General features: G+C 64.6%; 13 protein-coding genes. 3 read left to right on the plus strand and 10 right to left on the minus strand.

Features of this window, described 5'->3' with window-relative positions:
* Positions 1 to 276: 276 nt before the first annotated feature.
* The 3 genes from RA26_RS04270 to RA26_RS04280 all read left to right on the plus strand — a co-directional run bounded on the left by RA26_RS04270 (position 277) and on the right by RA26_RS04280 (position 2,970).
* On the plus strand, positions 277 to 1,155 hold the full coding sequence (locus RA26_RS04270) for an S-methyl-5'-thioadenosine phosphorylase (RefSeq protein ID WP_039180445.1): 879 nt from the start codon (positions 277 to 279) through the stop codon (positions 1,153 to 1,155).
* A gap of 127 nt (positions 1,156 to 1,282) precedes the next feature.
* Complete coding sequence (locus RA26_RS04275) at positions 1,283 to 2,293, plus strand: DUF418 domain-containing protein (RefSeq protein WP_039180448.1); 1,011 nt, start codon at positions 1,283 to 1,285, stop codon at positions 2,291 to 2,293.
* A gap of 137 nt (positions 2,294 to 2,430) precedes the next feature.
* Positions 2,431 to 2,970 carry an adenine phosphoribosyltransferase gene (locus tag RA26_RS04280; RefSeq protein ID WP_039180450.1) on the plus strand — a complete coding sequence of 180 codons (540 nt, stop codon included), beginning with the start codon at positions 2,431 to 2,433 and terminating at the stop codon, positions 2,968 to 2,970.
* 205 nt (positions 2,971 to 3,175) lie between these two features.
* Here RA26_RS04280 and RA26_RS04285 read toward each other — a convergent pair whose 3' ends face one another.
* From RA26_RS04285 to cyoE, 10 genes are all read right to left on the minus strand, one after another.
* Entirely contained in the window at positions 3,176 to 4,594 is a 1,419-nt protein-coding gene (locus RA26_RS04285; protein WP_039180454.1) for an FAD-binding oxidoreductase, read from the minus strand.
* 41 nt (positions 4,595 to 4,635) lie between these two features.
* The gene (locus RA26_RS04290; protein WP_039180533.1) at positions 4,636 to 5,460 is read right to left on the minus strand and encodes an MBL fold metallo-hydrolase; all 825 of its coding nucleotides are present in this window, start codon (positions 5,458 to 5,460) and stop codon (positions 4,636 to 4,638) included.
* 266 nt (positions 5,461 to 5,726) lie between these two features.
* Complete coding sequence (locus RA26_RS04295) at positions 5,727 to 6,317, minus strand: GNAT family N-acetyltransferase (protein ID WP_039180457.1); 591 nt, start codon at positions 6,315 to 6,317, stop codon at positions 5,727 to 5,729.
* Positions 6,317 to 7,579: a M16 family metallopeptidase gene (locus RA26_RS04300; RefSeq protein WP_039180460.1), complete on the minus strand. Its 1,263-nt coding sequence runs from the start codon at positions 7,577 to 7,579 to the stop codon at positions 6,317 to 6,319. Before RA26_RS04300 ends, RA26_RS04295 begins: the two co-directional genes overlap by 1 nt.
* Positions 7,576 to 8,964, minus strand: coding sequence for a threonine synthase (thrC, locus tag RA26_RS04305; RefSeq protein WP_039180462.1), 1,389 nt, complete (start codon positions 8,962 to 8,964; stop codon positions 7,576 to 7,578). Before thrC ends, RA26_RS04300 begins: the two co-directional genes overlap by 4 nt.
* 20 nt (positions 8,965 to 8,984) lie before the next feature.
* Entirely contained in the window at positions 8,985 to 9,647 is a 663-nt protein-coding gene (locus RA26_RS04310) for an SURF1 family protein (RefSeq protein WP_039180536.1), read from the minus strand.
* Between the two features lie 101 nt (positions 9,648 to 9,748).
* Complete coding sequence (locus RA26_RS04315; protein ID WP_039180465.1) at positions 9,749 to 10,558, minus strand: cytochrome c oxidase subunit 3; 810 nt, start codon at positions 10,556 to 10,558, stop codon at positions 9,749 to 9,751.
* Positions 10,559 to 10,581: 23 nt separating this feature from the next.
* Entirely contained in the window at positions 10,582 to 11,169 is a 588-nt protein-coding gene (locus tag RA26_RS04320) for a cytochrome c oxidase assembly protein (RefSeq protein WP_039180467.1), read from the minus strand.
* Entirely contained in the window at positions 11,169 to 11,348 is a 180-nt protein-coding gene (locus RA26_RS04325) for a hypothetical protein (RefSeq protein ID WP_019298350.1), read from the minus strand. The genes RA26_RS04320 and RA26_RS04325 overlap by 1 nt, the downstream gene beginning before the upstream one ends.
* Position 11,349: 1 nt before the next feature.
* Positions 11,350 to 12,291: a heme o synthase gene (cyoE, locus tag RA26_RS04330; protein ID WP_039180470.1), complete on the minus strand. Its 942-nt coding sequence runs from the start codon at positions 12,289 to 12,291 to the stop codon at positions 11,350 to 11,352.
* Between the last annotated feature and the right edge of the window lie 47 nt (positions 12,292 to 12,338).

The raw sequence follows: 12,338 nt of genomic DNA on the forward strand, positions 1-12,338 counted from the left end.
AACCGGAAAGAAGACCCCGCCCCCCGGCGGGGTCTTCTTTCCGGTTCCTGAGGCTTCGCCGCCGCGCTCACCACGATCCTCCGCAACGAATAGCCCGCCCGCGCCTTCACCTTTTCCCCAAATACTCGCGCCGCAGGCTCCCGCTTCGGCACCCATCCGCTGCACAGGGGGTGCACAAGGAGTGCACGCATGTCACCCCCTGTTGATCACCCCGCTCTTGCAAAATTCCGCCCCGCTTGCGCATATCCGAAACCAGCAGCAACAGGAGGGCAGGACATGACCCGGAAAACCATGATCGCCGTGATCGGCGGCTCCGGCATTTATGAAATCGACGGACTGGAAGGCGCCCAGTGGACCACGGTTGAAACGCCCTGGGGCGCGCCCTCGGACCAGATCCTGACCGGCACGCTGGACGGCGTCAGAATGGCCTTCCTGCCCCGCCACGGCCGCGGCCATGTGCATTCCCCGACCGAGGTCCCCTACCGCGCCAATATCGACGCGCTGAAGCGGCTGGGGGTCACCGATGTGTTCTCCGTCTCCGCCTGCGGCTCCTTCCGAGAGGAGATGGCACCGGGCGATTTTGTTGTTGTGGATCAGTTCATTGACCGCACTTTCGCACGTGAAAAAAGCTTCTTTGGCACCGGCTGCGTCGCCCATGTGAGCGTCGCGCACCCGACCTGCGAACGCCTTTCGGACGCGGCAGAAACAGCGGCGCGGGAGGCTGGCGTCAAGGTCCACCGCGGCGGCACCTATCTGTGTATGGAGGGGCCGCAGTTCTCCTCAATGGCCGAGTCCAAACTGTACCGCGAGCAATGGGGCTGCGACGTTATCGGCATGACCAACATGCCCGAAGCCAAGCTCGCCCGCGAGGCGGAACTGTGCTACGCCTCCGTGGCCATGGTCACCGATTACGACAGCTGGCACCCGGAGCATGGCGCAGTGGAAATCACTGATATCATTGCCACTTTGCAGGGAAATTCCGCCAACGCCCGGGCACTGGTGCGCCGCCTGCCCGGCCTCTTGGGCAAGGACCGGCAGGACTGCCCGCATGGCTGCGACAAGGCGCTGGAATACGCCATCATGACCGCGCCGGAGAAACGCAATCCGGCACTGCTGGCCAGGCTGGACGCCGTGGCGGGCCGGGTTCTGGGCTGACTGGCAGTCCTTGCATTCACTAACACAGGGGGCGGCCTTTTCAGGCCGCCCCTTTTCTTTGCCGCCGGCAGTCCCTTTATCCTAATGAAACAAGCTCTTTTCACATTCCTGATTTCACGGGGTTTTCATGCGTTTGCACGGATTGGACATCGCCCGCTTCCTGGCCTTTTGCGGCATGGTGCTGGTGAACTTCCGCATTGCAGCAGGGGTGACGCCGGGCACGGACACCGCATCCCTGCTCACCAACGCTTTGGAGGGACGCGCAGCGGCGCTGTTTGTGGTGCTGGCAGGCATCGGGCTGTCGCTGGGCCGCCCGGACCGCACAACAGTCTTCCGACGGGCACTGTTCCTATTTGTGGTCGGGCTGTTGAACCTCACGATTTTTGAGGCCGACATCCTGCATTTCTACGCGCTTTACTTCCTGGTGGCGATGCCCTTCCTGACCGCCTCCAGCCGGGCGCTCCTGCTGGCCGCGGCGGGCACCCTGCTGATCGGGCTCATTAGCCTGCTGGCCTTGGATTACGAGGCGCATTGGACCTGGGAAACCCTTGAGTATGCAAACTTCTGGACGCTCGAGGGCTTTCTGCGCCATTCCTTCTTCAACGGCTGGCACCCGGTGTTTCCCTGGGCCGCCTTCCTGTTCCTCGGCATGTGGGCCGGCCGGCTGGAGCTCTCGAGCCGCCGGGTCCAGGCGCATCTGGTCATGTGGGGAGGCGCCGCAGCTGCGCTGGCAACCGTTCCCGCGATGCTTGTGCAGGACCCGGAGCTGGCAGAGCTGTTCGGCACCAGCGCCATCCCGCCCGGCCCCTTCTATATTATCGCCGCTTCCGGCAGCGCGCTTGCGGTTACCGGGCTGGTGCTGGCCCTCACCCCGATGCTCGACAAGGCCGGACTGGCGGAATGGCTGGCCGCGCCCGGCCGGCAGGCGCTCAGCCTTTATGCGGCGCATATCCTCCTTGGCATGGGCACGCTGGAGGCGATGGGGCAGCTGGACGGCGCGCTCAGCCCCGCGCAGATCTTCGGCTACTCTATGGGGTTCTGCGCCCTGTCGATGGTGGCGGTTTGGTTCTGGAACCTCTTTGCCAGACGCGGCCCCCTGGAGGCACTGATGCGCTGGAGCACAGACCGGGCCCGGTAATCAGACCCAGTAATAAGGACTGCCCCGGGGGCTGCCACCTGCTTTCCCTTGCAACAGGGCCCTGGATCGTCCAAACCGCTGCTGGCCCGGCCCTCTGCCGGACCGAACCAACGATACAGCCCGAGGGAGCCGCGCCGATGCCCAAGAAACAAGCCGTCAAGGATTACATCCGCACCATCGTCGACTTCCCGCACGAAGGGATCATGTTCCGCGATGTGACCACGCTGTTTGCCGATCCGCGCGGGTTCCGCATGACCATCGACCAGATGCTGCACCCCTACGCCGGCGAACGGATCGACAAGGTTGTGGGGCTTGAGGCGCGCGGTTTCATTCTCGGCGGTGCCATCGCGCACCAGCTGGGCACCGGCTTTGTGCCGATCCGCAAGAAAGGCAAGCTGCCCGGCACGACGATCAGCCAGGACTACAAGCTGGAATACGGCGAGGCGATTGTAGAGATCCACGACGATGCGATCCAGCCGGGCGAGAAGATCCTGGTCGTGGATGACCTCCTGGCCACCGGCGGCACCGCGGGCGCGGGCATCAAGCTGATCGAGCGGCTGGGCGGCGAGATCATCTCCTGCGCCTTCATCGTCGATCTGCCGGAACTGGGCGGCCGCAAGCTGCTGGAGGACATGGGCATGGACGTGCATGTGCTCTGCGAGTTCGAGGGCCTCTGAACAACCCTAAATACCGCCTGTGCATGGCCGAAAGGCTCCCGCCGGTCAGGCGCCTTTCCAGGGAAAGGCTGTTCCCGTTGGGCATGGCCCGTTCAGGCCCTTGGGCCGGAAGGGGCGCGCCGCACGGATGCGCGGCGCCGGGCCCAAAGCCGTCCGGCGCAGCCGGGCAGCCGCGGGTGCGGGAGGACGCCGCTCACGGCACGCCTCACTCCGCGCGCAGCACCGCTCCCGGATTCATGATGCCATTGGGGTCCAGCGCCTGTTTGATGGCGCGCATCGCCGCCAGCTTGGCCGGGTCGCCATAGCGTTCCAGATCGCCGGTTTTCATCCGCCCCACCCCGTGCTCGGCACTGAAGGAGCCGCCGAAGGCCTGCACCAGGTCATGCACCGCTTCTTTGACCGCTCCGCGCAAATGGTCATAGCCCTCCCGCTTGCGGCCCTTGGCTGGGAACACGTTGTAATGCAGGTTGCCGTCGCCCAGGTGGCCAAAGCAGTTGACGCGGAAGTCGCCGAGCCGGGCCACCACCGCCCTGCCCTGTTCGATGAAGGCGGGGATTTCCGAAATGGGCACCGAAATGTCATGGCTGGACACTGATCCGATGGCCTTGTTGGCCAGCGGGATATGCTCCCGTACGGCCCACAGCGCTTGCCGCTGGCTGTCCGACTGGGCAATCACCCCGTCGCTGGCAAGCCCTGCCGCCTCGGCGGCTTCAAACAGCGCGGCCAGAGTGTCCTCCGCCTCCAGGCCGCGCGGCAGGCCCAGCTCGATCAGCACGCACCACTCCGGCGCTTCTGTAAAGGGCTGGCGGACCTGCGGCAGCGTCTCCGCCAGAAAATCCAGCCCCTGACGGTGGATCAGTTCAAAGGCGCTGACGCCCTCACCCGCGTGATCCCGGGCCAGGGCCAGCAGATCAATGGCCGCCTGCGGGTCCGTCACGGTAAAGACCGCGGTGCCCTGCGACGCCGGGACCGGCGACAGTTTCAAGGCAGCAGCGGTGATCACCCCCAATGTGCCCTCCGCCCCGATCAAGAGGTTCCGGAGGTCATAGCCGGTGTTGTCTTTCCTGAGCCGCGACAGCCCGTGCCAGATCTCGCCCGTGGGCAGCACCGCCTCCAACCCCAGGCAGAGATCGCGGGCATTGCCGTAGCGCAGTACGTTGACGCCGCCCGCATTGGTCGCAAGGTTGCCGCCAATCCGGGCAGAACCTTCCGCCGCCAGCGACAGCGGGAACAGGCGCCCGGCTTCCTGCGCCGCCGCCTGCACGTCCGCCAGAATGGCCCCGCCTTCCGCGATCAGCACATTCTCCCGGGCGTGCACCGCCCGGACCGCCGCCATTCGCTCCAGCGAGATCACCAGCGGCGCCGGTTCCTCCGCCATCACTTGGCCGCCGACCAGCCCGGTGCCGCCGCCATAAGGCACTACCGGCACCCGGGCGGCATTGGCTTCGCGGACCAGGATGGACACCTCCTCCACGCTGCGCGGCAGCGCCAGCAGCGCCGCCTGCCCCTGATACCGGCCGCGCGGCTCTTCCAGATACCGCGGTTCGGCATCCCGCAAAACGCCCTCGGGCAGCAGGGATGAAAGACGGGCAGCAAAAGCGGGATCGGCAGGGTTCAGCGTCATGCCCTATCCATGCCGCAAGGCCCCGCGGCTGGCAAGGCGGCTCACTCCCCGTCCAGCAGGTACTTGGGCCGCAGCACATGGATGGTTGGGCGGCTGGGCAAGCTGCGCAGGGACACCGACAGCGCGCTGTTGCCCTCATCCACCACATCGAATTCCGGGCCGATCCGGGCCAGGAAACGCTCCAGCGAAGTGTCGCTGAACCAGTGCATCGGAATGATCACCGACGACCGCAGCCGCCCCAGCACCTCCAGCATCTGATCCAGCGGCAGGGTGATGCCGCCATCCACCGCCGCCATCACCACATCGAGCCGCCCCAGCGCCGCATATTGCTCTGGTGTCGGCACGTGGTGCAGGTGGCCGAGGTGGCCAATGCAGAGGCCCGCAGCCTCAAAGACAAAGATCGAATTGCCGCGCACCTCCACCCCGCCGAACATGTTGCGGATGTCAGTGGGCACATTGCGGATCAGCATCTCACCCAGGTCCAGATGATGCTCAATGCCGGCACCGAACGGCCCCCAGCCTTGCAGCACATGCGGGATCGCGGGGTCGGGATGGGCGGTCCAATGGGTCTCATGGGCGTGGTTCATGGTGACCACATCCGGGATCATCGGCGCAGCGCCGGTGAAGCCGGTGAAATCGGTGACTACATTCAGCCCGCCCGCGGTGCGCAGCAGGAAAGAGGCATGGGCGATGTAGCGGATCTGCACGCTGTCCCCGGCCACCGGGTCCTGCCAGCTGGCCTGCTGCAGGTACTCCATTCCTGGCACGGACCGGGCCAGCGCGATGCAATGGCTCTGCCGCCGCTCCTGCGCCTGAAGGGCCGCGGAACACAGAATGAAACACAGGAGAGAGGCAAACGCGCGCATGAGGCAGGTTCTAGGGCGCAAACCGGCATTGTCAGCCCTGATCCCGGAAAATTTGCCCGCAAGCTCTCCCGCCTGCTGAGGCAGAATTGAAAATTCCGCCCCGCAGTTGGGCATGGCGCCCTGCTGGCGCAGGGCGCGGCACCGCCAGCCAAGGACGCCGCACCGCAGGGGCGGCGCCCGGCCCAACGGGAGCGGCGTATCTTCTGATGCGCCAGCGACGGACGGGAGCATCCGGTTGAGAGAATGACCGCCCTCGGGTCCTGCCCCTAGGCCTGCCCGGCCAGCGTCTTGCCGCGGCGGTCGTGGCGCAGCGAGGCGTAAAGCACATGGGTGCGCCAGCGGCCATTGATCTGCAGATAGGATTGGGCAACGCCCTCGTATTTGAAGCCGGATTTCTCCAGCAATCCGCGCGACGCCTGGTTTTCCGGCAGGCAGGCCGCCTCAATCCGGCTCAGGTCCAGCTTGGTGAAGGCATGATGCACCACTGCGCCGATGGCCTCGCGCATGTAACCCTGGCGCGCAAACGGCAGCCCGGTCCAGTACCCCAGCGTGCCCGCCTGCGCCGGGCCGCGGCGGATGTTGTCCAGCGTGATCGCCCCCACCAGAACCTGATCCTCGCGCCGGATCAGGAACAGCGGCAGCGCGGTGCCGCCGGAAACCGACCGCCGCGCCCAGTAAACCCGGTTGGTAAAGCTCTTGCGGCTGAGGTGGTCCGCCGCCCAGCTGGGTTCCCACGGCGTCAGATAGGGCTGGCTCTGCAGCCTGAGCGCCGCCCAGCCGTGAAAATCCGCATGCACCGGCGGCCTGAGGGTCAGGCGCTCGGTTTCGATACGGACCTTGCGGCGGTTGAGCAGCATCAGGCGGCGCGCCTCTCCTGCAGCCGCTCCAGCGCCGGGGCATCAGCGACCGGGCCGTACAAAGCCAGCGCCGCAGGCGCCGTCACCGCCATGGTCTCTGCCAGCGCGCGCACGTCCTTGGTGGTGACGGCATTGATCCGCTCCACCGTGCGTTCCAGCGACGGCACCTTACCCCAGATCTGCATCAGACGCGCCAGCCGCTCGGCGCGGTTCGAGGGGCTTTCCAGCCCCATCAGCATCCCGGCCTTCATCTGGGCGCGGGCGCGCTCGACCTCGGCATCGCTCATGTCATCCGCGGCGCGCTTCATCTCGTCGATAGTGATGCCTGCCAGTTCTTCCAGCTGCTCACCGGAGGTGCCCGCATAGACGGTCATCGAGCCGGTATCGGCATAAGAGCCCGCTTGCGAAAAAATCGTGTAACAGAGGCCGCGCTTCTCGCGCACCTCCTGAAACAGCCGCGAAGACATGCCGCCGCCAAGCGCACTGGCATAGATCTGCGCGGTGTACATCGATTGGTCGCGGTAGCCGGGGCCCTCGAAAGCCAGCGCGAAATGCGCCTGCTCCAGATCCTTAACCTGCCGCGCCTCGCCGCCGGTGAACTGCGCGCCTTCCGCGGTGAACTCCGGCTTGGCCTCCATATGGCCGAACAGCTGCTCCGCCAGTTTGACCAGCGCGTCGTGATCGACGCCGCCCGCTGCTGCCAGGATCATCTGGCCGGGGCCGTAGTGCTCGCCGACAAAGCCCTGCAGATCCTCGCGGCTGAAGCTGCGCACCCGCTCCGCAGGCCCCAGAATGGTCCGCCCCAGCGGCTGCCCGCGGTAGCTTTCCTCCTGCAGCCAGTCAAAGATCACGTCGTCCGGCGTGTCCAGCGACTGGCCGATCTCCTGCAGGATCACCCCGCGCTCAACCTCGATCTCGCGCTGGTCGAACACCGGATTGAGCAGGATATCCCCGATCACATCCACCGCCAGCGGCACATCGTCCTTCAGCACCCGGGCGTAATAGGCCGTCACCTCGCGCGAGGTGTAGGCGTTGATATAGCCGCCCACATCCTCGATCTCCTCGGCGATCTGCAGGGCCGAGCGCCGCTTGGTGCCCTTAAAGGCCATGTGCTCCAGGAAATGGGCAATGCCGTTCTGCTCCAGCCGCTCGTGGCGGCCGCCGGCGCTCACCCAGATCCCGACCGCCGCGGATTCCAGGCCCGGCATATGCTCGGAGACGATACGGAACCCGTTGGCGAGTGTGTGCTGCTGAACTGTCAATTCGCGATGTTCTTTCTGATGTGATCCTCAAGGGCAGCCAGATCATTGGCGATCCGGGTGACCCGTTCCGGCCTCTCATACAGGTCTGCCATGCGCGCAGGCAAGGGCGGATGAATGCCGCTGGCCTCTTCCACGGCGGCCGGGAATTTCGCCGGATGCGCGGTGGCCAGCGTGATCATCGGCACGTCTGCGCTGCGATGCTCATTTGCGACCTTCACGCCAACCGCACCATGCGGGCACAGCAGCTCGCCAGAGGCCGCCAGCTCGGATTTGATGGTCGCCAGGGTTTCCTCCTCGGAGGTGCGGCCGGAGACGTAGTTCTCCGCCAGCGCCTGCATCGCGCCTTGCGACACGTCAAAGCCGCCGTTCTTCAGCTCATCCATCAGCTGGGCGATGGCTTTGCTTTCCTTGCCATAGGCATAGAACAGCGCGCGTTCAAAGTTCGAGGACACCTGAATGTCCATCGACGGCGAGATCGAGGGCTGGGTTTCCCCCTTGTAGTACCCCTGCCCCGACAGGCAGCGGTGCAGGATATCGTTCTGGTTGGTGGCAACCACCAGCTGGTCGATCGGCAGGCCCATCTGCTTGGCGATGAAGCCCGCAAAGATGTCGCCGAAATTGCCGGTCGGCACGGTAAAGCTCACCTTGCGCTGCGGTGCGCCAAGGCTCACGGCAGCGGAGAAGTAATAAACCACCTGCGCCAGCACCCGCGCGATGTTGATCGAATTGACCCCCGCCAGCTTTACCCCGTCGCGGAAGCCGAAGTCGTTGAACATGTCCTTGACGCGCGCCTGGCAGTCGTCGAAATCGCCATCAACCGCCAGCGCGTGCACATTGGCGTCCTGCGGGGTGGTCATCTGGCGGCGCTGCACCTCGGACACGCGGCCATGCGGGTACAGGATGAACACATCCACATTGCTGAGGCCGCGGAAGGCTTCCATAGCCGCCGAGCCGGTGTCGCCGGAGGTGGCGCCCGCAATGGTCACCCGGTCGCCGCGGCGTTCCAGTGCTGCCTGGAACAGCTGGCCGATCAGCTGCATCGCGAAATCCTTGAACGCCAGCGTGGGCCCGTGGAACAGCTCCAGCAGGAAATGGTTCGGCGCCAGCTGCTTCAGCGGCGCACGGGCGGCATGGCCGAAGCCCTCATAGGCGCGGTTGATGATGGCGCGGAATTCCTCATCGGTGAAGCAATCGCCGATGAACGGGCGCATGACGCGGAAGGCGGTTTCCTCGTAGGACAGGCCCGCCAGTGCGGCGATGTCGCCGTGGGACATCTGCGGGATCTCAGACGGCACATAGAGGCCACCGTCGCGGGCGAGGCCGGTCAGCATCGCGTCTTCAAAGGTCAGCTCGGGCGCTTGGCCCCGGGTCGAGATATATTTCATCGCCTTCAGCTCTTTCGGGTTCAGGGGCGGCTGCGCCGCAGGAAGTAGACGGTCATCGCACCCCAGATCAGGGCCAGCGAAAACCAGGTGATCGCATATTGCAAGTGGTTGTTGGGGATGCCCGCAGTTGTCACAGCGTGCGGCGTGACCGCGGCCTCAGGCGCTGCGCTGCGGGCGACAATCAAAACGGGTTCGGTATTCAGGCGCTCTGCCATATAGGCAACGTCCCTGGCATAGAGGATATTGGTGTCCGCTTCCGGCGCAGGGGTCGTCCAGTCGCCCTCATCCGGCCAGAGAAGATTGCCGGTGACCGTGGCCTGCCCGATGGTGAGGGATGCGGCCTTTTCAGCGGCAGGGATGAAGCCCCGGTCCAACAGGACACGCCGCCCATCGGTGGTCACGAAAGGGGCAATGACCCTGTACCCCGTCTCGGCATCTCTGGTGACCCAGAACACATGCAGCGCATTGCCTTCGATTTCACCCTCGACGGTAACAGCCCGGTAGCGGTCTTGCTCCTTCACCGGGACCTGCGGCAAGGCCGCCGGTGCAGCCGCGATACTGGCCTCAATCGTCTGAAGCAGGTCTTCTTTCCAGGCCTTGCGCTGCAGCTGCCAGGTACCAAGGCCGATCAGAATGGCCAGACCTGCGCCGCCGATGATCAACAGGAAGATGGCACGCTGCATCATCGCTGCTCCGCTTCAAAGTTCAGGGCGCGCAAGGTGTCCCTTGCGCGCCCCGTGTGTGGCCTCATGCCTGCGGATAATCAACCGCAAACATGTAACCGTTACAAACCAGAGGTGCCCCAGATGTAGACGGCGAAGAACAGGAACAGCCAGACAACGTCCACGAAGTGCCAGTACCAGGCGGCGGCTTCGAAACCGACGTGCTGCTCGGGTGTGAAATCGCCCTTCATCGCGCGGATCAGGCAGACGGTCAGGAAGATGGTGCCGATGATCACGTGGAAGCCGTGGAAGCCGGTTGCCATGAAGAAGTTCGAGTAGAACTCATCACCGCCGAACTGCCAGCCTTCGTGCAGCAGGTGGGCGTATTCATAGCCCTGCAGCGCGGTGAAGGCGATGCCGAAGGCGATACCGATGGCCAGGCCCTGGATCAGCGCCTTGCGGTCGTTGTTGTGCACCAGGGCGTGGTGCGCCCAGGTCACGGCACAGCCGGACAGCAGCAGGATCAGTGTGTTGATCAGCGGCAGGTGGAACGGGTCGACGGCATAGATCTCCGGCTTCACATATTCGGTGCCGATGTAGGTCTCCATCGGGTACATGGCGTGTTTGAAGAACGACCAGAACCAGGCGAAAAAGAACATCACCTCGGACATCACAAACAGGATGAAGCCATAACGCAGGCCGATGCGGACAACCGGCGTGTGGTCGCCGACCTTGCTCTCGGCGACAACTTCCGCCCACCAGGCATAAGAGCAGTAAAGGACCGCAACAAAGCCGATCCAGAAGGCCCAGGCGGTGATGTCCTTCATCCAGAACACTGCGCCAACCAGCATGACAAAGGTGCCCAGGGCAGTGGCCAGCGGCCAGATCGACGGCGGCAGAATATGATAATCGTGATTTTTAGCGTGCGCCATTTAAGTGTCCCTCACCTAGCGGCCTAGTTCGTGGTTGTTCCTGCCCCGGTGTTATCCCCGGTGTCGAGAGCGGCGACGCCCTCGGGCAGATCGATTTCATGGAACGTGTACGACAGCGTGATCGTATGCACGTATTTCGCGTCCCGGTCGTCAATGATTTCCGGGTCGACATAGAAGGTCACGGGCATCTGCACCCGCTCCCCCGGCTGAAGCACCTGCTCGGTAAAGCAGAAGCAGTCGATTTTCGAAAAGAACCCGCCGGCCTGATAAGGCGCCACATTATAGGACGCCTGCCCTGCCACGGGCCGGTCGGTCGGGTTGTAGGCCTCGTAAAAGGCCAGGCCGGTTTCACCGAGACGGATCTCCATCTCGCGCTGCATCGGCTTGAACTCCCACGGCATGCCGCGTTCCTTGGAGCCGTCAAAGCGCACCTTGATGGTCTGGTCCAGAACCGTATCCGACCCCGCGCTGGCCACGCCGGTGACCCCGCCAAAGCCGGTGACGCGGCAGAACCAGTCATAAAACGGCACCGACGCCCAGGACAGCCCGCCCATCAGGACGACCACGCCGACCAGCTGAACAACAGTCTTTTGGGGGCCTTGCAGCGCCATCAGTTCTGCTCCCCCTGTTCACCAGAAGACTGTGCATCGGGAAACTTGAAGCTGGCAGAGGTCACCTTGACCATGGTCAGCGCCATGATCAGCACCACAAAGGCCGCCAGCAGAATGCCGACGCCCTTGTTCAGGCCGGACCGGCGCTTGTGGATCTCATGTTCCTTGCGCAGCGCCATCTTACCAGCCTCCCAAGCCATAGGGCTTCAGCAGGGCCTCGGCCAGGATGGCGCCGAAATGCAGGAACAGATAGAGCAGCGACAGCTTGAAGAAGCTGCGCTCCACCTTGAAATTGTCGGCCTCGGAATCATCCTCGTCGCGGCGGGTGATCTTCCAGGCGCCGTGCAGGAACAGCGCGTTCAGCACAACGGCCACGGCCAGATAGATCGGGCCGCCAATGCCGGAGAACGCAGTGCCAACGGCCAGCACGGCCAGCAGCACGGTATAGGCCAGAATGTGGATGCGGGTGGCGCGGCGGCCGTGGGTCACGGTCAGCATCGGCACGCCCGCGTCGTCATAGTCAGAGCGCATGAACAGCGCCAGCGCCCAGAAATGCGGCGGCGTCCACATGAACGTCAGCAGGAACATCAGCCAGGGTTCCACCGACATGGTGCCGGTGGCCGCGATCCAGCCAATGACCGGCGGGAAGGCCCCAGCGGCCCCGCCGATGACGATGTTCTGCGGCGTCGCCCGCTTCAGCCACATGGTGTAAACCACCACATAAAAGAAAATGGTGAAGGCCAGGAACGCGCCGGCAAAGACGTTGGCGGCCAGCGCCAGCATAATCACCGACAGGCCCGACAGCGCCAGGCCGAACGCCAGCGCCTCGCCGGCCTCAACCTTGCCGGCCGGGATCGGGCGCGACTTGGTGCGCTTCATCACCTTGTCGATGTCGGCGTCCCACCACATGTTCAGCGCGCCGGAGGCACCGCCGCCGATGGCAATGAACAGGATCGCGCAGAAGCCGACAACGGGATGCACGGAAACCGGCGCGGCCAGCAGACCGACCAGAGCGGTGAACACCACCAGCGACATGACGCGGGGCTTCAGCAGGGCGAAATAATCGCCAAAGCTGGCCTCGTCCTCATATGCCCGGCTTGCGTTGATGCTTGCGTCGCTCATCTTGGGTCCTTTGGCGGCAACGGGTGCGCAAGCTTGCGCACCCAGGT

The organism is Leisingera sp. ANG-M7, assembly GCF_000813965.1.
Classification (GTDB): Bacteria; Pseudomonadota; Alphaproteobacteria; order Rhodobacterales; family Rhodobacteraceae; genus Leisingera.